The 23,797-nt window shown below is 73.8% G+C and carries 17 protein-coding genes; 9 read left to right on the top strand and 8 right to left on the bottom strand.

The features are described 5' to 3' along the window. Positions 1 to 96: 96 nt before the first annotated feature. From lon to ACWCP2_RS22215, 4 genes are all read right to left on the bottom strand, one after another. Positions 97 to 2,493 carry an endopeptidase La gene (gene lon / locus ACWCP2_RS22230; protein WP_450910306.1) on the bottom strand — a complete coding sequence of 799 codons (2,397 nt, stop codon included), beginning with the start codon at positions 2,491 to 2,493 and terminating at the stop codon, positions 97 to 99. Between the two features lie 359 nt (positions 2,494 to 2,852). Beyond that, positions 2,853 to 3,656 (bottom strand): DUF4097 family beta strand repeat-containing protein, encoded by an 804-nt coding sequence (locus ACWCP2_RS22225; protein ID WP_450910305.1) that lies wholly within the window; start codon positions 3,654 to 3,656, stop codon positions 2,853 to 2,855. 1,093 nt (positions 3,657 to 4,749) lie between these two features. Continuing rightward, positions 4,750 to 5,619, bottom strand: a complete 870-nt coding sequence (locus ACWCP2_RS22220; RefSeq protein WP_450910304.1) for a sulfurtransferase — start codon at positions 5,617 to 5,619, stop codon at positions 4,750 to 4,752. A gap of 746 nt (positions 5,620 to 6,365) precedes the next feature. Beyond that, the gene (locus tag ACWCP2_RS22215) at positions 6,366 to 8,228 is read right to left on the bottom strand and encodes a hypothetical protein (RefSeq protein WP_450910303.1); all 1,863 of its coding nucleotides are present in this window, start codon (positions 8,226 to 8,228) and stop codon (positions 6,366 to 6,368) included. A 260-nt stretch (positions 8,229 to 8,488) separates the two neighbouring features. Between ACWCP2_RS22215 and ACWCP2_RS22210 the strand changes: the two genes are divergently transcribed. Next, a complete protein-coding gene (locus tag ACWCP2_RS22210; protein ID WP_450910302.1) occupies positions 8,489 to 9,139 on the top strand; it encodes a hypothetical protein in 651 nt (216 codons plus the stop codon). Between the two features lie 139 nt (positions 9,140 to 9,278). On the opposite strand, the gene ACWCP2_RS22205 is transcribed toward ACWCP2_RS22210, so the two are convergent. After that, positions 9,279 to 9,938: a TetR/AcrR family transcriptional regulator gene (locus ACWCP2_RS22205; protein WP_450910301.1), complete on the bottom strand. Its 660-nt coding sequence runs from the start codon at positions 9,936 to 9,938 to the stop codon at positions 9,279 to 9,281. Positions 9,939 to 10,086: 148 nt separating this feature from the next. Between ACWCP2_RS22205 and ACWCP2_RS22200 the strand changes: the two genes are divergently transcribed. The 5 genes from ACWCP2_RS22200 (at position 10,087) to ACWCP2_RS22180 (ending at position 19,586) form a co-directional block, all read left to right on the top strand. Beyond that, complete coding sequence (locus ACWCP2_RS22200; protein ID WP_450910300.1) at positions 10,087 to 11,433, top strand: MFS transporter; 1,347 nt, start codon at positions 10,087 to 10,089, stop codon at positions 11,431 to 11,433. Between the two features lie 127 nt (positions 11,434 to 11,560). Beyond that, positions 11,561 to 13,384, top strand: coding sequence for a glycoside hydrolase family 3 protein (locus ACWCP2_RS22195; RefSeq protein ID WP_450910299.1), 1,824 nt, complete (start codon positions 11,561 to 11,563; stop codon positions 13,382 to 13,384). Positions 13,385 to 13,567: 183 nt separating this feature from the next. After that, positions 13,568 to 14,311: a response regulator transcription factor gene (locus ACWCP2_RS22190; protein ID WP_450910298.1), complete on the top strand. Its 744-nt coding sequence runs from the start codon at positions 13,568 to 13,570 to the stop codon at positions 14,309 to 14,311. A gap of 35 nt (positions 14,312 to 14,346) precedes the next feature. Then, on the top strand, positions 14,347 to 15,402 hold the full coding sequence (locus ACWCP2_RS22185; RefSeq protein WP_450910330.1) for a HAMP domain-containing sensor histidine kinase: 1,056 nt from the start codon (positions 14,347 to 14,349) through the stop codon (positions 15,400 to 15,402). 257 nt (positions 15,403 to 15,659) lie between these two features. Beyond that, complete coding sequence (locus ACWCP2_RS22180; protein ID WP_450910297.1) at positions 15,660 to 19,586, top strand: multifunctional oxoglutarate decarboxylase/oxoglutarate dehydrogenase thiamine pyrophosphate-binding subunit/dihydrolipoyllysine-residue succinyltransferase subunit; 3,927 nt, start codon at positions 15,660 to 15,662, stop codon at positions 19,584 to 19,586. Positions 19,587 to 19,650: 64 nt separating this feature from the next. Here ACWCP2_RS22180 and ACWCP2_RS22175 read toward each other — a convergent pair whose 3' ends face one another. Then, on the bottom strand, positions 19,651 to 20,877 hold the full coding sequence (locus ACWCP2_RS22175) for an aKG-HExxH-type peptide beta-hydroxylase (protein WP_450910296.1): 1,227 nt from the start codon (positions 20,875 to 20,877) through the stop codon (positions 19,651 to 19,653). Positions 20,878 to 21,020: 143 nt separating this feature from the next. On the opposite strand from ACWCP2_RS22175, the gene ACWCP2_RS22170 reads away from it, so the two are divergent. Next, entirely contained in the window at positions 21,021 to 21,206 is a 186-nt protein-coding gene (locus tag ACWCP2_RS22170) for a DUF6104 family protein (RefSeq protein WP_010061466.1), read from the top strand. Between the two features lie 124 nt (positions 21,207 to 21,330). Here ACWCP2_RS22170 and sodN read toward each other — a convergent pair whose 3' ends face one another. Further along, positions 21,331 to 21,726: a superoxide dismutase, Ni gene (gene sodN, locus ACWCP2_RS22165; RefSeq protein WP_030709803.1), complete on the bottom strand. Its 396-nt coding sequence runs from the start codon at positions 21,724 to 21,726 to the stop codon at positions 21,331 to 21,333. A gap of 193 nt (positions 21,727 to 21,919) precedes the next feature. Here sodN and sodX point away from each other — a divergent pair, with 193 nt between their 5' ends. After that, a complete protein-coding gene (gene sodX / locus ACWCP2_RS22160) occupies positions 21,920 to 22,387 on the top strand; it encodes a nickel-type superoxide dismutase maturation protease (RefSeq protein ID WP_450910295.1) in 468 nt (155 codons plus the stop codon). On the opposite strand, the gene ACWCP2_RS22155 is transcribed toward sodX, so the two are convergent. Further along, positions 22,291 to 22,920 carry a CGNR zinc finger domain-containing protein gene (locus ACWCP2_RS22155; protein WP_450910294.1) on the bottom strand — a complete coding sequence of 210 codons (630 nt, stop codon included), beginning with the start codon at positions 22,918 to 22,920 and terminating at the stop codon, positions 22,291 to 22,293. The genes sodX and ACWCP2_RS22155 overlap by 97 nt on opposite strands. A gap of 67 nt (positions 22,921 to 22,987) precedes the next feature. Between ACWCP2_RS22155 and ACWCP2_RS22150 the strand changes: the two genes are divergently transcribed. Continuing rightward, on the top strand, positions 22,988 to 23,776 hold the full coding sequence (locus ACWCP2_RS22150; RefSeq protein WP_450910293.1) for a class I SAM-dependent methyltransferase: 789 nt from the start codon (positions 22,988 to 22,990) through the stop codon (positions 23,774 to 23,776). The last annotated feature ends 21 nt before the right edge of the window (positions 23,777 to 23,797 follow it).

Here is a 23,797-nt window from a genome sequence, read left to right as displayed (position 1 = left end):
CTCTTTCGGATCTTGCGGGCCCGGCAAGATCCGAAAGAGCCGGCCTGGCCCGCGCGGAGGCCGCACTGCCGGCCGCTCCGTCGGCCCGCGCCCGGATCAGGCGGCGGCGACCGCCGGGACCCCGTCCGCGGCCAGGGCCAGCTCCAGGACCTGCCGTACGTCCGTCACCGGGTGCACCGACAGCCCGGCCAGCACCTCCGCGGGAACGTCGTCCAGGTCGGCCTCGTTGCGCTTGGGGATGATGACGGTGGTCAGCCCGGCCCGGTGCGCGGCCAGCAGCTTCTGCTTGACCCCGCCGATCGGCAGGACCCGCCCGGTCAGCGAGACCTCGCCGGTCATGGCCACGTCCGTGCGGACCTGGCGGCCCGACAGCAGCGAGGCCAGCGCCGTCGTCATCGTGATGCCCGCGCTCGGGCCGTCCTTGGGGACCGCGCCCGCCGGGAAGTGGATGTGCACGCCCCGGTCCTTCAGGTCGGCGACGGGGAGTTCCAGCTCGGCGCCGTGGGAGCGCAGGAAGCTGAGCGCGATCTGCGCCGACTCCTTCATCACGTCTCCGAGCTGGCCCGTCAGGGTGAGCCCGGCCGCGCCCGTCTCGGGATCGGCCAGCGAGGCCTCGACGAACAGGACGTCGCCGCCCGCCCCGGTCACGGCGAGGCCGGTGGCCACGCCCGGTACCGCGGTGCGCCGCTCGGCCGGGTCCTGGGCGGACTCCGGTACGTGGTGCGGCCGCCCGATGAGCCCGCGCAGGTCCTCCGCGCCGATCCGCAGCGGCAGCTCCCGCTCCCCCAGCTCGTGCTGGGAGGCCACCTTGCGCAGCAGCCGGGCGAGGGAGCGCTCCAGGGTTCGCACGCCCGCCTCGCGGGTGTACTCCCCGGCCAGCTTGCGCAGCGCGTCCTCCTCCAGGACCACTTCCTCCACGGCCAGGCCGGCGCGCTCCAGCTGCCGGGGCAGCAGGTGGTCGCGGGCGATGACGACCTTCTCGTCCTCGGTGTAGCCGTCGAGGCGGACCAGTTCCATCCGGTCGGCGAGGGCCTCGGGGATGGCTTCGAGCACGTTGGCGGTGGCGAGGAACACCACGTCGCTCAGGTCCAGTTCCACCTCCAGGTAGTGGTCCCGGAAGGTGTGGTTCTGGGCCGGGTCGAGGACTTCGAGCAGCGCCGCCGCCGGGTCGCCCCGGAAGTCGGAGCCCACCTTGTCGATCTCGTCGAGCAGGACGACCGGGTTCATGGACCCGGCCTCCTTGATCGCCCGGACGATCCGGCCGGGCAGCGCGCCCACGTACGTACGCCGGTGTCCGCGGATCTCGGCCTCGTCGCGGACTCCGCCCAGGGCGACGCGGACGAACTTGCGCCCCATGGCGTGGGCCACGGACTCGCCGAGGGAGGTCTTTCCGACGCCGGGAGGACCCACGAGCGCCAGCACGGCCCCGCCCCTGCGTCCGCCGACGACGCCCATCCCGCGCTCGGAGCGGCGCTTGCGCACCGCCAGGTACTCGGTGATCCGGTCCTTCACGTCGCTCAGCCCGGCGTGCTCCGCGTCCAGGACGGCGCGGGCTCCCCGGATGTCGTACTCGTCCTCGGTCCGCTCGTTCCAGGGCAGTTCGAGCACGGTGTCGAGCCAGGTGCGGATCCAGGAGCCCTCCGGGGACTGGTCGCTGGAACGCTCCAGCTTGTCGACCTCCTTGAGGGCGGCCTCCCGTACCTTCTCGGGCAGGTCGGCGGCCTCGACGCGGGCGCGGTAGTCGTCGGACTCCTCGCCCTCCTTCTCCCCGCTGAGCTCGCGCAGTTCCTTGCGCACGGCGTCGAGCTGCCGCTTGAGCAGGAACTCGCGCTGCACCTTGTCGACGCCGTCCTGGACGTCCTTGGCGATGGACTCGGCGACGTCCTGCTCGGCGAGGTGGTCGCTGAGGGCCTTGACCGCGAGCTTCAGCCGGGCGACGGGGTCGGCCGTCTCCAGCAGTTCCACCTTCTGCTCGACGGTCAGGAACGGGGAGTACCCGGAGTTGTCCGCGAGGGCCCCGACCCCTTCGATCTGCTGCACCCGGTCCACGACCTGCCAGGCCCCGCGCTTCTTGAGCCAGCTGGTGGCGAGCGCCTTGTACTCCTTGACGAGCTCGGCGACGGCCCCGGGCAGCGGATCGGGGACGACCTCGTCCACCGTCTCGCCCTCGACCCAGAGCGCGGCTCCGGGCCCGGTCGTCCCCGCCCCGATACGCACCCTTCCGCGCCCGCGGATCAGCGCCCCGGGATCCCCGTCGGACAGCCGCCCCACCTGCTCGACGGTCCCGAGCACGCCGGTGCCGGCGTACGTCCCGTCGATCCGGGGCACGAGCAGCACCTTCGGTTTACCGCCCCCGGCCGCGGCCTGAGCGGCCTCCACGGCACCGCGCACCTCGGCGTCGGACAGGTCCAGCGGAACGACCATCCCGGGCAGCACGACCTCGTCGTCGAGCGGCAGCACGGGCAGGGTGAGCGTTACGGACGTCGAAGCCATGATGTTCCCTCCGGCAGTGAAGTTGAGCTATGCCGACTCAATGCACGTGAGCCCACCAATGTTCCCCAACGCCCGTTCGCCGGGGGCGAACAAGGGGCGGGGTGGTTCCGGGGCGCAACTGGGGCGCATCACCGGCCAGGCGACGGCATCACCGGAAATGCCCAGGTCACGAGGGGCGAAGACCGGCTCCGGGGAGGGCCTCGGGGAGGGTTCCGGGGAACTCGCGGAGTACGGGCCCGGCGGGCCCCGTGCCGACCTGCCCGACGTACCGGGGGATGTTCCGTACGAGGCCGTTCGAGGACTGGCAGGTCGCCGAAGCCCCGCATCCGGACGGGCGCCGGCCCGCGGGACGCGGCGGCTCACGCCTCCGAGACGGTGATGTCGCCTGAGGATGTCCGTACGGCGAGCCGGGCGGTCGCGGACGGGTCCGCGGGGACGGTGATGCTGCGCTCTCCGGACGTGCTGGAGACGTCGAGGGCGTACGGGGCCGCGGGAACCTTCACCCTGGCGTCGCCCGAGCTGGTCTCCACGGCGACCGAGGACGGTGTCTTCGCGAAGGCCAGGCGGATGTCGCCGGAGTCGGATCGGGCGTCCGCGTCAGGGCCGGCGAGGTTCTCGGCCGCGATCGAGCCCGAGGACGTACGGATCTTCAGCGGGCCGGCGATCCGGTCCGCCCGGACCGAGCCGGAGGACGTCCTGACGTCGGCGGCGGCCACCCCCGCCACCGTGACGCGGCCACTGCTGCTCCCGGCGGTGACCGTGGCGGAGGCGGGCACCTCCAGCCGGTAGTCGATGGAACAGCGGCCGGAGCAACTGCCGTGGGAGAGCGTCAGCACGCCGCCGGACAGCCGCTGGGCGGGCTCGGGCACGGTGTCGCCGTGGTAGTGGACCGTACGGCGGACGGTGACGCCCGGGCCGGAACCGGCGACCACCTCGATGGATCCGCTGCCCGCGTCCGCCACGTCGACCGCGGTGACGGCGCCGCCCACCGTGGCATCGGCGCTCGCGGTCTTCTCCGGACCCCCGCGGGTGACGAGCGCGCCGACGGAACAGCCCGTCAGCAGCAGCCCCGCGGCGAGGGCCGCGGCGGCGTACCTGGCGGTGGTGGTGGAGGTGAAGGTGACGGTGGCCCTGGTGCCGCGCGTACGCGTCTTCGTGGTCATACCGCCGATCGTGCCCGCGCGGTGGCTGCGGGGGCATGGGGCGTGTGCCCGGATCGGGGGTGGGGTTACCCCCCGGCGGCGGACGGGGGCGGGGGCCTGCTGGGGGGGCAGGCCCGGGTGGCGATGGCCCGCGTGACGGTACTCCAGGTCCCCGCGGCCCGGGTACTGGGCGTCCGGGGCCGGGGTCCGGGGCCGGCTCCAGGCCCATACCAGGCCAGGATCCGGTGCCGGTGCCGGTGCCAGGGGCCGGTGCCAGGGGCCGGGGCCGGGGCCGGGATCCAGGGTCCGGGGCCAGGGCAGGGGCAGGGGTCGCTGCCAGGGGCCGGGCCGGGGTCCGGGGCCGGCTCCAGGCCCAGACCAGGCCAGGGGCCGGGGCCGGGGCCGGGGTCGGTACCAGGGTCGGGTGCGAGGGTCGGGTGCCGATGCCGATGCCAGGGGCCGGGACCAGGGCCAGGGCCGGGATCCCGAGTCCGGGTCCGGGGCCGGACCCAGGGGTCGAGACCAGGGCCACGGGCGGGATCCAGGGCCAGGGGCCGGGTCCGGGGCAGGGGCCAGGGGCCGGGGTCCAGGGTCCGGGGCTGGGTCCGGGGCAGGGGCCAGGGGCCAGGGCCGGGGCCGGGGCCACGCCAGGGCCAGGGGCTGAGGTCCAGGGCCAGGCCAGAGCCAGGGCCAGGGTCCGGGGCCGGTGCCAGGGGCAGGGCCAGGGGCCGGTGCCAGCGCCAGGGGCCAGGGGCGGGGTTCGGGGCGGGGCCGCCGCTCCTCAAACGCCGGCGGGGCTGAATCGAGCCGGTGCCGCCGGACGTGACCGCCGCCGGCGAGAATCCGGCACCGAGCCGCATCCAGCCCCTCCGGCGTTTGAGGAGCGGGGGCCCGGGGGCCGGCCCCCCGGCAACGGCGCCGCACGCGGCAACGGGTCCGGGCAGCGCCCGGGGAACGGTGGAAGGGCGGTTAGGGGACCCAGCCCCGCGCAGCAGCGCGGCACCGGCCAGCGGCTCCACGGGGGGGCGGAGCCCCGGATCTCGGGCGGGGCGTGCGGCCCGCCGGGGCGCCGGGCTCCAGAACTCGCGCCCGGCGCCGGAAGGGGGCGGCCGGGCTAGCTGCCCTGCACCACCGGCCTGTCCGGGGACGGCACGCCCCACTCGCTCCAGGAGCCGTCGTACACGGCGAGGTTCTCGTACCCCGCGAGGTCCGCACCGAGCGCGAGCACGCAGGCCGTGACCCCGGAGCCACAGCTGAAGTACAGCCGCTCCCGCTCCCCCGCCACCGCCCCGAAGGCGGTACGGAGTTCGGCGACGGGCCGCATCAGGCCGTCGGATGACTGGAGTTCGCCGAAGGGGAGGCTGACCGCGCCCGGCATGTGCCCGCCGCGCAGACCCGGGCGGGGTTCGGGGGCGGTGCCGGCGAAGCGTTCGCGGGTCCGGGCGTCGAGCACCGCGGCGGCCGGATCGGCCAGCGCCGCCGACACGGTGGCCGCGTCGACCACCAGCCCGGCGCGGGGCCGGGCCGCGAAGGAGCCGCGCGGGCCCTCGTACCCCGGCGGGCGCTCCTCCACCGGCAAGCCCGCGCCGATCCACGCGGGCAGTCCGCCGTCGAGGACGGCGACCCGGTCGAAGCCCATGCTGCGCAGCATCCACCAGGCGCGGGCGCTGGAGTAGATCCCGGCGCCGTCGTACGCGACGACCGTGCTGCCGTCGTCCACGCCGAGCGCACGCATCGCCTCGGCGAAGGCGGCGGGGCCGGGCATGGTGTGCGGGGCGGTGGCGGTGTGGTCGGACAGGGCGCCGTCGAGGTCGAAGGGGCGGGCCCCCGGAATCCGCCGGCCCGCGTCGCGGTGCGCTCCGACGGAGGCGTCGAAGACGACGAGTCCGGGCGTCCCGAGCCGCTCCGCGAGCCAGTCCCCACCGACGAGCGGACCGGGCGGCACCAGGCCGTGCGGGTGGGGGTGTTGGCGGGCTGCGTCCATACGGCACCTCCGGCAGAAGTAGGCGGGCCCGGCGTGGTCGGCGGCCCGCCGCCCATCCTCCCTCCCCCGCCCCGCCTCCCGAGACCGCACCCACCCCGAAGGCCCGCAGCCCCCGGCAGACCCAGCCCACCCCGGAGCCCGGCCCGACCAGCCAACACGGGCCACACGGGCCACACGGACACGAACACCGAAGCCCTGGCTGAGCAGCCCGCCGCCCATCACCTTCCCGCCCAAGCATTCACTCCGAGGCAGGCGGACCCGCGGGCAGGCAGCCCCCGGCAGACCCACCCCGGAGCGCGGCCCCCACCAGCCAACACGGGCCACACGGGCTTGGACACCGAAGCCCCGATCGGGCTGCCCGCCGCCCATCCCCACTCCCGCGCACGCATCCACCCCGAGGCAGGTAGCCCCCGGGCGCGGCCCGCCCGGTCGGCGCGGGCCACACGGGTGCAGATACCGAAGCCCCGGCCGTGCAGCCCGCCGCCCATCCCCACTCCCGCCCACGCATGCACCTCAATGCACGCAGCCCCGGGGCAAGCAGCCCCTGGCAGGCCCACCCCCGGAGCCCGGCCCGACCAGCCAACGCGGGCCACGCGGACACGCACACCGGAGCCCGGGCCGGGCAGCCCGCCGCCCATCGCCTCCCGCCCACGCATCCACCCCGGAGGCACGCGGCCCCCGGCAGGTCCACCCGGGCCGCGGCCCGACCAGCCGACGCGGGCCACGGGTGTGGACACGGACGCGCGCTACGGGCAGGAGCCCGGCCTGGCGAAGAGGGCCACGCGGGCGCCGCGTACCTCCGTCACGGAGCACAGGTCGAAGTGGGAGACCAGCGTCTGGCGTTTCACCGCCTCCGCCGGGTAGCCGTCCAGCGGCTGCCCCGCCGGGTCGAGCAGGGCGATCACCCGGTCGACGGCCGGGTCCAGCAGGGCCGCCCGGATCTCCTCCGGGCTCCGCTCCACGCCCTGGAGGCTCCGCGAAGCCGCCGGGCCGCGGGACAGGGCGAGGTCGCGCAGGGAGCCGTAGACCTCCGGCGAGGACAGCAGCCATTCGCGCCGCCGCGAGGGGAGGAACAGCACCTCGTCGCCCGGGCGCGCGATCTCGCGTACGGCCGCCGCCACGGCCCGCGCGTCGTCCTTGCGGCTCTCGGGGGTACGCAGCCACGCGGACCAGAACCCGACGGGCACGAGCAGGGCCCCGACCAGCGGCCAGACCCACCACGCCCGCGCCGTGGCGAGCCGCGCCCCCACGAGGAGGGCGAGGCCGGCGAGTGCGTAGAGGACGTACCGGTCCACGTACCAGGGGTGCACCAGCGAGACCGCGAGCAGCAGCCCGGGCGGCAGCAGTGCCAGCGGCAGGGCGACCCGTACGAGTTCCCGCGCGGCCCCCCGGGCCAGGAGCAGAGAGGCCGCCACGAGGACCCCGTACGCCGCCCAGTCCTGCCAGCTCGGCCGCCCGAGCCAGCCCAGCTGCTGCTGCGCCTGCCGCGCGCTGACCAGGGCGAGCGGCAGCAGCGCGGCCACCACGCCCCCGGCGGCGAGCCGCCAGCCGCGCGAGCGCCACGCGGCGAACGCGTGCGCGGGCAGCGCCAGTACGGCGAACTCGTGCAGCCAGCACCCCAGCACGAGCACCACGGCGTAGGCGACCCAGCGCCGGCGCAGCATCAGGTACGTGGCCCAGACGACGGCCGCGGCGACGAACGCGTAGGACCGGCCCTCCTGGGCGTACATCTGCACGGGCGGCAGCACCGCATACGCGACCCCGGCCAACAGGGCGACCCGCCCGGGGGCGGCTGAGCAGTCAGTACGGTCTTGCCGGCCACGGCCACCGAACTGCCCGGGGCGGCCAGGGACGCCGGAGCCGTCGGACCCGTCGGATCCGTCGGAGCCACCCATGTGGTCGGGCCCTCTCGACCCGTCCGACATGTCGGGGCGTTCGGAGCCCTCGGACCCGCCCGACGGCTCGGGGCGGCCGGGGCGGTCGAGACGGCCAAGGCCGCCGGGCCGCTCGGTGCGGCCGGAACCGCTCAGCCCGTCGGTGCGGCCGGACTGGGCGAAGCCGCCGGACCGGCCCGGGCCGCCCGGGCCGCCGGAGCCGTCGAGGGGGGCGGGAGCGCTCGCCCCCTCCGACATGTCGGGGCGTTCGGAGCCCCCGGACCCGCCCGACGGCTCGGGGCGGCCCGCGCGGTCGAGACGGCCAAGGTCGCTGGACCGGCCGGTGCGGTCGGAACCGCTCAGCCCGTCGGCGCGGCCGGACTGGGCGAAGCCGCCGGACCGGCCCCGGCCGCCCCGGCCGCCGGAGCCGCCGCGGGGGGCGGGAGCGGTCGACCCGTCGGGCCCCGCCGCGCGGCCGGGGTGGTCAGGGGTCTCGGGGTGGCCGGGGCCGGCGGGGGGTGCGGGGTGGCGGTCCGGGGGCGCGGTTCCGGTGCGTTGGGCGCTCGCCAGGTGGTGGGCCACCGCCGCCACTCCGGATGCGGCGAGGGCCGTGGCGGCCACCGAGGGGAGGCGCAGGGCCCACAGGGTGGCGAGGTCGCCGGTGGCGCCCGTCGCCGCGAGCAGGGCGAACACCCCGTGCATCAGCAGGTAGTAGAGGCCGTGGACGGCGTCCACCTGGCCCAGCAGTTCCCAGAGTTCCCCGAGCGGGCGGTGCGCGACCTGCCATGTGACGGACTCGTCGCGCCACAGGGAGCCGCCGCGCGAGAGGCCCCAGAGGCCGAGTGCGAGGGCGGTGAGCGGCGGCAGCCAGCGCCAGGGGGCGAAGCGGCGGATGTCGGCCTCCGGGTGCTATCCGTGCGGGTGGTGCTGACTCCATACTCGGGGTTCGAGCCGGATACCTGCGGGGGTGGGGCGTGCGAGCACGTGGTGGGCGAGTGGGCTGGGCGACGGCGGCTGTGGTGCTGGCCGTGGCGGCGGCCCTGGGCGGATGTTCCTCCGACGGGTCGAAGGACGGGGCCTCACCGAAGCCGGGCACGAGCACGGGCGCGAGCACCGGCAGCGGCAGCGGCACCAGCAGCGCCACGAGCGCGCCCTCCGGGACGGCGGCGGACGGCGGACCGGGGACTGCGTCCCCCGGTCAGAGCGCCGGCCAGAGCCCGGGCACGGGTACCACCGGTCCCGCACCGCAGCCGGCGCCCAGCACCTCCGCGCCCGCCCCCGCGCCCAGCGCCTCGCCGCCCGGCGCCGGCGAGACCCTCGTCACGGTCACCCGCAGCGGGGGCATGGCCGGAAAGACCAGCACCTTGATCATCAAGGGTGACGGATCGTTCCTGCGGCTGAACGCCAAGGCCGAGACGGTCGATCACGACAAGCTCTCCGCGGCCGCCCTCGCGAAACTGCGCACCGCACTCCAGCAAGCGGACTTCCCCCGGCTGCCCCGCATCTCGATGCCCGCCCAACCGGTCTTCGACGCGTTCACGTACGCCTTCCGGCACGCCGGCTACGAGGTCGCCGCCGACCAGACCACGCTGCCGCGGCCCCTGGAGGGGGTGCTCGGCGCCCTGCCGTCGTTCGAACCGCGCTGAGCAGGAAGCCCCGCTGAGGCGCTCGTCGAGGCGCTCTTCGGGGCGCCCGTCGAGGCGCTCTTCGGGGCGCCCGTCGGGGCGTCGTTCCAGGCATCCCCCGAAGCGCCGCCGAGGCGCCGCGCCGCCGCCACCGACGCGGTCACCGCCCCGTTCCGGCCACCGCGATCTCCCGCAGCCGCCGGTCCAGGTAGCCGCGGAGCAGGAGCGCCATGTCCACGCCCTCCGGGTCCAGCACCCACTGGATCTGGAACCCGTCCATCACCGCGATGATCTCGCGGCCGACGGCCTCGCAGTCCGTGTCCGGCCGCACCTCTCCGCGCGCGACGCCCGCCCGCAGCAGGCCGACGCTGTAGCCGAGGACCCTTTCGTAGCGCTGCCGGAAGTAGGCGTGCGCGGGGTGGCCCGGGTTCGCGGACTCCCCGACCAGCGTGTTGTACATGCGGACGAGCCCGGGCCGGCGGGCGTTGTCCTCGGCGAGGGCGACCACCGCGGCGAAGTGCGTGGCGACCGGAGGGACGTCCTCGCCGGGGCCGGTGAAGAGCCGCTCCACATCGTGCTGCTCGCTCTGCGCCAGGACCGAGAGGAGCAGGTCCTCCTTGCCGCGGAAGTGGTGGAGCAGGCCGCCCTGGGTGATCCCGCAGTCGTTGGCGATCCGGGCGAGCGAGGAGGCGTGGAAGCCCCACTGCGCGAAGTGCTCCACGGCGGTGTCGAGGATCTTCTGGCGACGGGCGTCGCCCACCGCGTACCCGCCCCGGGCGGCCGCCGCCTTGGGGGCCGTTCGGCCCTTGTCCTGTGCCATGCGGACCACCCTAAACCCGAGCGTTTCCGGCCATCCCGAGGGAGTGATCCAGGTCACTCCGTGAAAACCTAGTGGGTGCATGGTTTTCACGCCTACGGTGAAACCGCCCGGTCGGCGACGAGGCCGACGCGGAGACGTTGGAGCCCCCATGCCGCTCACGCAGGACCCCGGAAGCGCACTCGACGCCACCGACCGCCCCGATCCGGCCACCCCGCCCGCCCTACCGGCCGCCGCCCCGGCCACCGCCCCGGCCACCGCCCCGGCCGGCATACCCGCCGACGCCCCCGCCAAGCTGATCTTCGGCCTGGTCGCCGCCCAGCTCGGCGTCTGCATCGCCGTCTTCACACCGATCGTCGTGACCCTCGCCCTGCGCGTGGCCCAGATCGTCCCGGAGGCGGAGCGCGGCGCCGCCCTCGGCAAGGTGCTGTCCGTCGGAGCGCTGCTCGCCCTCGTCGGCAACCCGCTCTTCGGCGCCCTGTCCGACCGCACGACCAGCCGGTTCGGCCGCCGGCGCCCCTGGCTCGTGGGCGGCATGGTGGTGGCCGCCGTGGGGCTGACCGTCGTCGGCCTCGGCTCCAGTGTCGGCACGCTGCTCATCGGCTGGGCCATCGCGCAGCTCGGCTGCAACGCCGCGCTGTGCATGGTCACCGCCTGCATCCCGGACCTGATCCCGGACCACCAGCGCGGCCGCGTCTCCGGCATGGTCGGCATGATGCTGTCCGTCTCGATGGTGGCGGGCAGCTTCCTCGCGCAGCTCTTCACGGACAACATGGCGCTGGCCTTCGTCGTCCCGGCCCTCGTCGGCGTCCTCGGGGTGTGCGTCCTGGCCGCCGTGATGCCCGACCGGCCGGCCCGCGCCGAGTCCGTGGCCCCGTACGGCTGGCGGGAGTTCCTCCACAGCTTCTGGGTGAACCCGCGCAGGAACCCCGACTACGCGTGGAACTTCGCGAGCCGGTTCCTGGTGTTCATCGGCATCGCCTGCGTGACCAGCTACCAGGTGTACTTCCTGATGGACCGCCTCGGGGTCGCCGAGGGCGAGGTCGCCTCGAAGATGTTCACCACCACCCTCGTCACCGTCGGCGGCGTCGTGGCCGGCTCCCTCGCCGGCGGCTGGCTGTCCGACGCCACCGGCCGCCGCAAGCCCTTCGTCCTCGCCTCCGCCTTCGTCATCGGCGTCGGGCTGCTGCTGATCGCCACCGCGGGCACCTTCGGGATGTTCCTCTTCGCCGTGGCCGTCTTCGGCTTCGGCGAAGGCCTGTACCTCGCGGTCGACGTGGCGCTCGCCGCCGCCGTCCTGCCCGACCCGGAGACCGCCGCGAAGGACATGGGCGTGCTCAACATCGCCAACGCCCTCCCGCAGTCCCTCGTCCCGATGCTCGCGCCGTTCGTCCTCGCCCTCGGCGGAGGAGGCAACTACGGCGCCCTCTTCCTCGTCGGCGGCCTCGCGGCGGCGACCGGCGCCGCCCTCGTCCAGCTGGTCCGCTCGGTGAAATGACGGCCGGCCCGACGGCCCGCCCCACACCCCACCCGACGGCCCGCCCCACAACCCGCCCCGCCTCACCCCCCGCACAGGCCCCCGCCCCCGCGTCCTCCCGCGCGCCGACCTCCCCAGGAGCCCCGCCATGAACGCCACCCCGGCCACCCCGGCCACCCCGAAGCCCCCGGCCACCCCGGCCACCCCCGCCGGCACCCCCACCCCCCTCCCCTACCGCGACGCCACCCTCCCCGTCGACGACCGCGTCGAGGACCTGCTCTCCCGCATGACCCTGGAGGAGAAGGCCGGCCAGCTCTTCCACTCGATGCTGATGATGAACCCGGACGGCACTGCGGTCACCGAGACCGACGGCTCGATCCTCCCGTTCACCACCCCCGAGCTGATCGAGGGCCGCCACCTCACCCACTTCAACCTCCTCGGCAGCTACGGCGCCCGCGAGATGGCGACCTGGCAGAACGCCGTCCAGGAGATGGCCGCCGGCACCCGCCTCGGCATCCCGGTGACCCTGTCGACCGACCCCCGGCACTCCTTCACCGACAACGTCGGCGCCTCCTTCAACGCCGGCGCGTTCTCGGCCTGGCCCGAGGCCATCGGCCTCGCCGCGATCGGCGACCCGGAGCTGGTCTTCGAGTTCGCCGACATCATGCGGCGCGAGTACCTCTCCGTCGGCTTCCGCGTCGCCCTGCACCCGCAGATCGACCTGGCCACGGAGCCGCGCTGGGCCCGCCAGTCGGGCACCTTCGGCTCGGACGCGAAGCTGACGGGCGAGCTGGTCCAGGCGTACGTACGGGGCCTGCAGGGCGAGGCGCTCGGCGCGTCCTCGGTCTCCGCGATGGTCAAGCACTTCCCCGGCGGCGGCCCGCAGAAGGACGGCGAGGACCCGCACTTCGCGCACGGCAAGGAGCAGGTCTACCCGGGCGGGATGCGCGAGCACCACCTGGAGCCCTTCAAGGCGGCCATCGCGGCCGGCTGCTCGCAGATGATGCCGTACTACGGCCAGCCCATCGGCACCGACTGGGAAGAGGTCGGCTTCGGCTTCAACAAGGGCGTCGTCACCGGCCTGCTCCGCGAGGAGCTCGGCTTCCAGGGCATCGTGTGCACCGACTGGGGCCTGCTCACCGAGTCGGTGATCTTCGGCGAGCCGCACCCGGCCCGCGCCTGGGGTCTGGAGCACCTGAGCGTCTCCGAGCGGGCGGCCCGCGCGCTGGAGGCGGGCTCGGACCAGTTCGGCGGCGAGCAGTGCCCCGCGGTCATCGTGGAGATGGTCCGCTCGGGCCGGGTCACCGAGGCCCGCATCGACGCCTCCGTACGCCGGCTGCTGCGCGAGAAGTTCGTCCTCGGCCTGTTCGAGAACCCGTACGTGGACCCGGACGCGGCCGCCGAGACGGTCGGCCGCGCCGACTTCGCGGCGGCCGGCGCGGCGGCCCAGCGGCGCTCGCTGACGGTGCTCACCAACACCGGGGGGACCCTGCCGGTGTCCGGCCGGCCGAAGCTGTACGTCAAGGACGTGGACGCGGACGTCGCGGCGGCGTACGGGGACGTCGTGTCCGACCCGGCCGAGGCGGACCTGGCGGTGCTGCGGCTGCGCACCCCGCACGAGCCCCGCACGAACGTCTTCGAGTCCTTCTTCCACTCGGGTTCGCTGGCTTTCCCCGAGGCGGAACTCGACCGGATCCTCTCCCTCCTGGACTCCGTCCCGACCCTGGTCTGCATCAATCTGGAGCGGGCCGCAGTGATCCCCGAGATCGCGGAGCGGGCGGCCGCGCTGATCGCGGACTACGGGGCGTCCGACGCCGCCCTCCTGGACGTGGCCTTCGGCCGGGCGGCCGCCGGGGGGCGGCTGCCCTTCGAACTCCCGCGCTCCATGGAGGCGGTGGCGGCCTCCCGCCCGGACGTCCCGAACGACACGGAGAACCCGGTGTTCCCGTACGGCCACGGTCTGACCCTGTAGCCCGCCCGGAGCCCCGCGCCCCCAGCGCCGGCGAGGCTGGATTCTCCAGCCCGCCGGCGTTTGAACCGCAGGCCCGGGGGCAGAGGCACCCCCAACGAGCCCGCGCAGCGAACCCGTCATAGCCGGAGCCCAACGGCTCCTCTACGCTGCACCCCTATCACGCGGGATCTTCAGGGGCGGGACATGGAACAGACACACACCAGCACCCACAACGGCGCCGCGGCCACCCCGGGCGCGCAACGCCGTGTCCTCGTCGTCGAGGACGACCACACCATCGCGGAGGCGATCGCGGCCCGGCTGCGCGCCGAGGGCTTCCAGGTGCAGACGGCCGCGGACGGGCCGGCGGCCGTCGCCGCGGCCGAGAGCTGGCTGCCGGAGCTGCTGGTCCTGGACGTCATGCTGCCGGGCTTCGACGGCCTGGAGGTCTGCCGCCGGGTCCAGGCGCAGCGGCCCGTCCCGGTGCTGATGCTCACCGCCCGGGACGACGAGACCGACATGCTCGTCGGCCTCGGGGTCGGCGCCGACGACTACATGACGAAGCCCTTCTCGATGCGCGAGTTGGCCGCGCGGGTCCACGTACTGCTGCGGCGCGTGGAGCGGGCCACGCTGGCCGCGCACGCCCCGCGCGGGGCCACGCTGCGGCTGGGCGATCTGGAGATCGACCACGCGCAGCGCCGGGTCCGGGTGCACACCGAGGACGTGCACCTGACGCCGACGGAGTTCGACCTGCTGGTGTGCCTGGCCGGGACCCCGCGGGCGGTGCTCTCGCGGGAGCAGCTGCTCGCCGAGGTGTGGGACTGGGCCGACGCGTCGGGGACCCGTACGGTCGACAGCCACATCAAGGCGCTGCGCCGGAAGATCGGCGCCGAGCGGATCCGTACGGTCCACGGCGTCGGGTACGCCCTGGAGACCCCGGCGCAGCCGTGAGCGGATACCGGTCGCCGGGACAGCGGCCGCCCGGGGTGCTGCGCCCCTTCTCCCCGTTCTCGATCAAGACCAAGCTGGGCACGCTCGTGGTGGTGTCGGTCTTCATCACCACGGGCCTGCTGATGGTGGCCCTGCGCACGGCGACCGAGGTGCGCTTCATCACGGTGTTCTCGGTGATCGCCTCGATGCTGATCACCCAGTTCGTGGCGCACAGCCTGACGGCGCCGCTGGACGACATGACCACCGTGGCCCGTGCGATATCCCACGGGGACTACACGCGCCGGGTGCGCGGGGCGGGCCGCCGCGACGAGCTGGGCGACCTGGCCTCCACCATCAATCTGATGGCGGACGACCTGGAGGCGGTGGACCGGCACCGCAAGGAGCTCGTGGCGAACGTCTCGCACGAGCTGCGCACCCCGATCGCGGCCCTGCGGGCGGTGCTGGAGAACGTGGTGGACGGGGTCTCGGCCGCCGATCCGGAGACCATGCGCACGGCCCTGAAGCAGACCGAGCGGCTCGGCCGGCTGGTGGAGACCCTGCTGGACCTCTCCCGCGTGGACAACGGGGTGGTGCCGCTGCGGGCCCGCCGCTTCGAGGTGTGGCCGTACCTGTCGGGGGTACTGAAGGAGTCGGGTCTGGCGGCCGCCGGCCGGCCGGGGCTGACCTCCGGCTCGGGCGGGCACACCCGCAACGACGTCCACCTCCGCCTGGACGTGTCCCCGCCGGAGCTGACGGCGTACGCGGACGCCGAGCGGCTGCACCAGGTGGTGGCGAACCTGATCGACAACGCGGTCAAGCACAGCCCCCCGCACGGCCGGGTCACGGTGCACGCCCGGGCGGGCGACGCGCCCGGAAGCCTGGAGCTGGAGGTGAGGGACGAAGGTCCCGGCATCCCGGAGTCGGAGCGCCACCGGGTCTTCGAGCGGTTCAACCGGGGCAGCGCGAGGGGCGGCGACGGCGGTACGGGGCTGGGCCTGGCCATCGCCCGCTGGGCGGTCGGCCTGCACGGGGGTCACATCGGAGTGGCCGAATCCTCGCGGGGCTGCCGCATCCTCGTCACGCTTCCGGGCAGCTCGCAGGCGCCCGGTTGACGTAGGGTTCGAGTGGGAAGGACATGATCTCGGCCACACGGGCCGGGGTCCGTCAGGGGTGCGAAGCCAGGGGGCCGCAACCGCGGTGCCTCCTGCCCGAACCACGCTTGTTTCCCGCCATTCCTGGTGGTGAAACCCGCCGTTCGATGTGACCTACGCGACGTAAGTCCCGCCCGGTCTGCATCACACGGCCCGGGAGGCGTAGCCTTTATTCCCGCTGTCCATACCTTGTGAAGCGGAAGAGGGCGGTTGCCGCCGTGTCGCCACAGTCCCCCAGTAACCCGAGCACCACGACCGAAGCAGGAGAAGGCGGGAAGAACCCTGCCCCAGGCTTCGGCGCGAACGAGTGGCTCGTCGACGAGATCTATCAGCAGTACCTCCAGGACCCGAACTCGGTCGACCGGGCCTGGTGGGACTTCTTCGCCGACTACAAGCCGGGGGGCGCTGTCGCTCCGGCGAAGCCGGATAAATCGATTGAGCCCACGGACCGGCCCGCCACCCCTGCCGCGACGACGACGGACGGCGCCTCCGCACAGGCCGCCGCCCCCGTCACCGCCGTGGCACCGCAGGCTTCCGACGCCGCCGCCCCAGGGACGGCGAGCCCCGCGCCCGCCACCCCCGTCGCCGCGGCCACGACGCCCGTGTCAGCACCTGCCCCTGTACCTGCCACCCCCTCTGGTGCCCCTGCTGTGACTGTCACCTCCCAGGCCCCGGCCGCCGCCGCACCGGCTGCCTCCGCCCCCCAGGCCGCTCCGGCCGCCACCCCCTCCGTAGCCCCCCAAAAGGCCGCGCCCGCCACCGAGGCCCCTGCCGGCCCCGATCTGGTGACGCTCCGCGGCCCGGCGGCTGCCGTGGTCAAGAACATGAACGCCTCGCTGGAAGTGCCGACGGCCACGTCCGTCCGCGCCGTCCCGGTGAAGCTGCTGTTCGACAACCGCATCGTGATCAACAACCACCTGAAGCGCGCCCGGGGCGGGAAGATCTCCTTCACCCACCTCATCGGCTACGCGATGGTGCAGGCCATCAAGGCCATGCCGTCGATGAACTACTCCTTCGCGGAGAAGGACGGCAAGCCGACCCTGGTCAAGCCGGAGCACATCAACTTCGGCCTCGCGATCGACCTGGTGAAGCCCAACGGCGACCGCCAGCTCGTCGTCGCCGGCATCAAGAAGGCCGAGACCCTCAACTTCTTCGAGTTCTGGCAGGCCTACGAGGACATCGTCCGCCGGGCCCGCGTCGGCAAGCTGACGATGGACGACTTCACCGGGGTGACGGTCTCCCTCACCAACCCCGGCGGCCTGGGCACCGTCCACTCCGTGCCCCGCCTGATGCCCGGACAGTCGGTCATCATGGGCGTCGGCTCCATGGACTACCCCGCCGAGTTCCAGGGCACCTCGCAGGACACCCTGAACAAGCTGGGCATCTCCAAGGTCATGACCCTGACGTCGACCTACGACCACCGGGTCATCCAGGGCGCTGCCTCCGGCGAGTTCCTGCGCATCGTCGCGAACATGCTGCTCGGTGAGAGCGGCTTCTACGACGACGTCTTCGAGGCGCTGCGCATCCCGTACGAGCCGGTCCGCTGGCTCCGGGACATCGACGCCTCGCACGACGACGACGTCACGAAGGCCGCCCGCGTCTTCGAGCTGATCCACTCCTACCGGGTCCGCGGCCACGTCATGGCCGACACCGACCCGCTGGAGTACAAGCAGCGCAAGCACCCCGACCTCGACATCACCGAGCACGGCCTCACCCTGTGGGACCTGGAGCGCGAGTTCGCGGTCGGCGGCTTCTCCGGCAAGTCGATGATGAAGCTGCGCGACATCCTCGGCGTGCTGCGCGACTCGTACTGCCGCACCACCGGCGTCGAGTTCATGCACATCCAGGACCCGAAGCAGCGCCGCTGGATCCAGGACCGCATCGAGCGCCCGCACTCCAAGCCGGAGCGCGAGGAGCAGCTGCGGATCCTGCGCCGGCTGAACGCGGCGGAGGCCTTCGAGACCTTCCTGCAGACGAAGTACGTCGGCCAGAAGCGCTTCTCCCTGGAGGGCGGCGAGTCCGTCATCCCGCTGCTCGACGCCGTCATCGACTCGGCCGCCGAGGCCCGCCTCGAAGAGGTCGCGATCGGCATGGCCCACCGCGGCCGGCTGAACGTGCTCGCGAACATCGTCGGCAAGTCGTACGCGCAGATCTTCCGCGAGTTCGAGGGCAACCTCGACCCGAAGTCCATGCACGGCTCCGGCGACGTCAAGTACCACCTGGGCGCCAACGGCACCTTCACGGGCCTGGACGGGGAGCAGATCAAGGTCTCCCTCGTCGCGAACCCCTCGCACCTGGAGGCGGTGGACCCGGTCCTGGAGGGCGTGGTCCGCGCCAAGCAGGACATCATCAACAAGGGCGGCACGGACTTCACGGTCCTGCCCGTCGCCCTGCACGGCGACGCGGCCTTCGCGGGCCAGGGCGTCGTCGCCGAGACGCTGAACATGTCGCAGCTGCGCGGCTACCGCACCGGCGGCACCGTGCACGTGGTCATCAACAACCAGGTCGGCTTCACCGCCGCCCCGGAGTCCTCGCGTTCCTCGATGTACGCGACGGACGTGGCCCGCATGATCGAGGCGCCGATCTTCCACGTGAACGGCGACGACCCGGAGGCCGTGGTCCGCATCGCGCGCCTGGCCTTCGAGTTCCGTCAGGCGTTCAACAAGGACGTGGTCATCGACCTCATCTGCTACCGCCGCCGCGGGCACAACGAGTCGGACAACCCGGCGTTCACGCAGCCGCTGATGTACGACCTGATCGACAAGAAGCGCTCGGTGCGCAAGCTGTACACCGAGTCCCTGATCGGTCGCGGCGACATCACGCTGGAAGAGGCGGAGCAGGCGCTCCAGGACTTCCAGGGCCAGCTGGAGAAGGTCTTCGCGGAGGTCCGCGAGGCCGCCACGCAGCCCGCGACCGCCACGGTGGCGCCCGCGCAGGTCGCGCAGGAGTTCCCGGTCGCCGTGAACACCGCGATCTCCCAGGAGGTCGTCAAGCGGATCGCCGAGGCCCAGGTCAACATCCCGGACACGGTCACCGTCCACCCGCGCCTGCTGCCGCAGCTGCAGCGCCGCGCCGCGATGATCGACGACGGCACGATCGACTGGGGCATGGGCGAGACCCTGGCCTTCGGCTCGCTGCTGATGGAGGGCACCCCGGTGCGGCTGTCCGGCCAGGACTCCCGCCGCGGCACCTTCGGCCAGCGCCACGCGGTCCTGATCGACCGGGAGACCGGCGAGGACTACACCCCGCTGCTCTACCTGTCGGACGAGCAGGCCCGCTACAACGTCTACGACTCGCTGCTCTCCGAGTACGCGGCCATGGGCTTCGAGTACGGCTACTCGCTGGCCCGCCCGGACGCGCTGGTCCTCTGGGAGGCCCAGTTCGGTGACTTCGTCAACGGCGCGCAGACCGTCGTCGACGAGTTCATCTCCTCGGCCGAGCAGAAGTGGGGCCAGACGTCCGGCGTCACGCTCCTCCTGCCGCACGGCTACGAGGGCCAGGGCCCGGACCACTCCTCCGCCCGCCCGGAGCGCTTCCTGCAGATGTGCGCGCAGGACAACATGACGGTCGCGATGCCGACGCTCCCGTCGAACTACTTCCACCTCCTGCGCTGGCAGGTCCACAACCCGCACCACAAGCCGCTCATCGTCTTCACCCCGAAGTCGATGCTGCGTCTGAAGGCTGCGGCGTCGAAGGCGGAGGAGTTCACGACCGGTTCGTTCCGTCCGGTCATCGGCGACTCCACCGTGGACCCCCATGCCGTCCGCAAGGTGGTCTTCTGCGCGGGCAAGGTCTACTACGACCTGGAGGCCGAGCGCGAGAAGCGCGGCATCACGGACACCGCGATCATCCGCATCGAGCGCCTGTACCCGCTCCCGGGTGCGGAGCTCCAGGCGGAGATCGCCAAGTTCCCGAACGCCGCGAAGTACATCTGGGCCCAGGAGGAGCCGGCGAACCAGGGTGCGTGGCCCTTCATCGCCCTCAACCTGATCGACCACCTCGACCTGGCGGTCGGCGCGGACGTCCCGGCCGGCGAGCGCCTGCGGCGCATCTCCCGCCCGCACGGCTCGTCCCCGGCGGTCGGCTCGGCCAAGCGCCACCAGGCGGAGCAGCAGCTCCTCCTGAACGAGGTCTTCGAGGCCTAGGCCTCACACCTCGAGGAAGGCCCGGCCCCCGACGGGGGCCGGGCCTTCCGGCGTCGCCGGCCCGTCAGCCGGTCGCGTACGGGGCCAGGTTCGGGTGCGCCTCGCACCAGGCGAGCCGGTCCCGGTCCACCGCCCCGCGGGCCACCGCGTACCGCGCGCCCGGCGCGGGCACGCCGTCCATGGCCCGTTCGGCCGCGGCCATCGCTCCGACGAACACCCGCCCGCCCGCGGTGAGTTCCGGGCAGGCGTCCAGGACGGGCAGCACCGCCGCCACCTGCGCCCGCACCCGCGCGTGCTGCGCCCACGCCCCCCTGGCCCCGTAGAGCGCCGCGCGCTGCCAGTAACCCGCCAGCCCCAGATGCGCGTACGCGCCCCTCAGAAGCCCCTCCAGCGGCCGCGGATCGTCCCTCCAGGGGGCCCAGTACCGTGCGGTGCGGTCGGCGGTGTGCAGCGGGAGCGCCTCCGCGAGGGCCGCCAGCTTCCCGTGCTGCACCTCGAAGACGAGCATCGCGGCCAGCGCGGGCGGCGGCTGCGCCCGCGCCAGGACGGAGCCCGCGGCCGCGGGCAGGGTCGCGCCGTAGGAGCGGGAGCTGCCGGAGAGCGGGACCAGGCAGCGCAGCAGCCGCCCGGTCTCCTCCGCGCGGGCGGTGTCGTAGCGCCGCAGCAGCGAGAGGGCTCCGGACCACTGGGTGTCCCAGCGCTTGTGCCCCTTGGAGGTGAGCCGGCGGGCGGCGGGCACCGTCCCCGGGGCGCGGTACGGGTCCAAGTCGTCCAGCGCGGTCCGCCCGTCGGGCAGTGCGTGCAGGGCCAGCGCCTCCGGGTTGCCGGGGTCCCAGGACCCGTCGGTCAGGGCGACCGGGCCGGGCCGGTCCGGGCGCAGCAGTCCGAGGGTCGGCAGGACGAGGCGTCCGTGCGCGGGCCGCAGCGTGATCTTGAACCCGATCCCGGCGCGCAGCGCCGCTGCGGCGGCCAGTGCCCCGAGGTGCTGGAGGTCGGCGGGCGGCCCGTGCCGGGTGCGCAGCCGGCCCAGCGTCTCCTCGGCCCACACCCCGGTGGCCGGATAGTGCACCACGTCGCCCGCCGCACGGGGGTCGCGCCGTCCGGCCTCCTCCAGCAGGGCCCACCGCTCGGCCGCCTCCCCGGCCCGGGCGCCGGGCAGTTCCGCGAGCTCCCGCAGCAGCCGCAGCCGCCGGGCCCGCCGTACGCCGCGCACCAGCGCGGTCCCCTCGGCGGACGGCTCGGTGGAACCGAGGGCCCTCAGCACGCCGTCGCTCGGCTCGGGGTGATCCATGCATACCTCCCGCCGCGGACCCTCCATCCCTGCCCTGGGGAGGGGCTCCGCGAACGGCGGAAAGCGGTCAGGTCCGGCCCCGGCGGCCGGCGGATTATCCTGACGGGACACACCGAACACCCGACCACCGCACGGAGCCCGACTTGTACTTCACCGATCGCGGCATCGAGGAGCTGGAGAAGCGGCGAGGCGAGGAGGAGGTCACCTTCGAGTGGCTCGCCGAGCAGCTGCGCACCTTCGTCGACCTGAACCCGGACTTCGAGGTCCCGGTCGAACGCCTCGCCACCTGGCTGGCCCGCCTGGACGACGAGGACGACGAGGACGAGTGACGGCGCGGGGGCGCAGAGACGCGGGGACGCAGACGCGCGCACGACGAAGGGGCCCGGCCGCAGTGCGGCCGGGCCCCTTCGTCATCGTCCCGCGGGACAAGGCCGATCAGGCTGGAGGGCCTGATCAGGCGGCCTTGGTCTCCCAGAAGATGCGGTCGATCTCGGCGATGAGCTCCAGCGCCTTGGCGCCGGTCGCCGGGTCGTTCGACGCCTTGGCGGCCGAGAGGGCCTTCAGGGTGTCGTTGACCAGGGTGTGCAGCTGCGGGTACTTCTCGAAGTGCGGCGGCTTGAAGTAGTCGCTCCACAGCACGGAAACGTGGTGCTTCGCGAGCTCGGCGCGCTGCTCCTTGATGGTGATGGCGCGCGCACGGAAGTCGGCGTCGTCGTTGGCCTGGTACTTCTCCTGCACGGCCTTGACGGACTCGGCCTCGATGCGGGCCTGGGCAGGGTCGTACACGCCGCACGGAAGATCGCAGTGGGCGGAGACCTTCGCCTTGGGGGCGAAGAGGCGGGAAAGCATGGAGTTTGTCCTCCTCGTGATCGTCTTCTCAAGGGGGAGATTACTCCGTGAGAAAGACGATTTCGCGGGCGCCCCCGTGCGGTTGGGACAAAACTCCAGAGGCTCACCCGGGCCGGTGACCGAATGTACGGAAGAGTGCGGCAGCATGCGGGATGGCACGAAGAGCGGACGAGCACGGTTACGGAGGCCATGGATGGCGGGGAGCGCGCGCTCGCGCGGCGGGACGCGGGAGTGGGAGTCGCCATTGAAGCGGATCGGCACGGTGGAGGTGGGCGGCCCCTCGATGGCGCCGACCCTGGAGAACGGGGACCAGGTGCTGGTCCGCTACGGGGCCCCCGTGCGGCCGGGCCACGTGGTGGTGCTGCGCCACCCGTTCCAGCAGGACCTGCTGGTCGTGAAGCGGGTGGCGGAGCGGCGGCCGGGCGGCTGGTGGGTGCTGGGCGACAACCCGTACAACGCGACGGGCGACAGCACGGACTACGGGGTGGTCCCCGACGAGCTCGTGCTGGCGACCGCTCTGGCCCGCTTCCGGCCGCGTCCCCGGCCGGAGCACGCGGCGGGGGATCAGCGCTCGCTGAGGGCGTGGCTCTCCTGGGCTTCCTCGGCGCTGCGCCCGCTGCGGGCGGACTCCTCGGCCTCCAGGCGCTTGCGGGCGCGGTAGGCGGCGACGTTGGCGCGCGTGGCGCACCGGTCGGAGCAGTAGCGCCGGGAGCGGTTGGTGGAGGTGTCGAGGTAGGCGTTGCGGCAGGGCGGGGCCTGGCACAGGCCGAGCCGGTCGGGGCCGTGCGAGGTGAGGTGGAAGGCCAGCCCGAAGCACGCGATCGCGGCGTAGCCCGCGGAGGCGTTGGAGGGGTGGTCGGCCAGGTGGATGTGCCAGTCCGGGCCGCCGTGCTCGCCGATGGTCTCGTGCCCGGAGACCTGCGGGCTCACCGGGAACTCCATGAGCAGGGAGTTGAGCAGGTCGACGGCGAGGACGTGGTCGCCGCCGTCGGCGGCCTCGAAGACGGTGCGCAGCCGGCCGCGGACGTTGCGGAAGCGGGTGACGTCGCCGTCGGTGACCCGGCGGGCCATCTGCACGCTGGGGCCGAAGAGGGCGCGGACGGCGTCCACGGAGGTCAGCGAGTCCTTGTTGCGGGCCGGCTCCTCGGTGTTGACCAGGCGCACGGCGTAGTCCGAGTAATGGGCCAGTTCCACTTGTAGTCCTTACGGCTGCGGATTAGTGTCTCCGGTAACGGCTGAGACATGTTCGAGGGTATTACGCATGGAGGCGTTCGTGGCGGATACAGCCCACCCCGATACCGCTGCACGATCCGGCTGGCAGGCCTGGCAGGACAGCTGGGACCGGCAGCAGGAGTGGTACATGCCGGACCGCGAGGAGCGGTTCCGGGTGATGCTGGACATGGTGGAGGCGCTGGTCGGCACCGCCCCCCGGGTCCTCGATCTCGCGTGCGGTACGGGAAGTATCACGGACCGCGTCCTCAAGAGGTTCCCGCGGTCCACCTGTACGGGCGTCGATCTCGATCCCGCGCTGTTGACGATCGCCCGCGGCCACTTCGCGGGCGATCCCCGCGCCACCTTCGTGACGGCCGACCTCAAGGACCCCGGCTGGCCCGCGGCCCTCCCCCACGGCACCTTCGACGCCGTCCTGACGGCCACCGCCCTGCACTGGCTGCACAGTGACGACCTCGCCGTCCTCTACGGACAGCTCGCGCCCCTGCTGCGCACCGGCGGGGTGTTCATGAACGCCGACCACATGCCCGACCCCGCGACCCCCCGGATCAACGCCGCCGAGCGCGCCCACCGGCACGGCGGCATGGACCGGGCGAAGTCGGCCGGGGCGCTGGACTGGCGCGAGTGGTGGGAGCTCGCGGCCGCCGACCCGGCGCTCGCCGAGCCCACGAAGGCCCGTTTCGAGATCTACGGGGAGCACGCCGACGGCGACACCCCGCCGGAGTCCTGGCACACGGCGACGCTGCGCGACTCCGGCTTCGCGGAGGCCCGTACGGTCTGGCGCTCGCCCTCCGACGCACTGGTGCTGGCCCTGAAGTAGGCCCCGGCCCTGCAACGGAGC

Source organism: Streptomyces sp. NPDC002104 (assembly GCF_053593795.1).
Note: the sequence above shows the minus strand (reverse complement) of the source record. Positions and strands in the feature narration are given on the sequence as shown.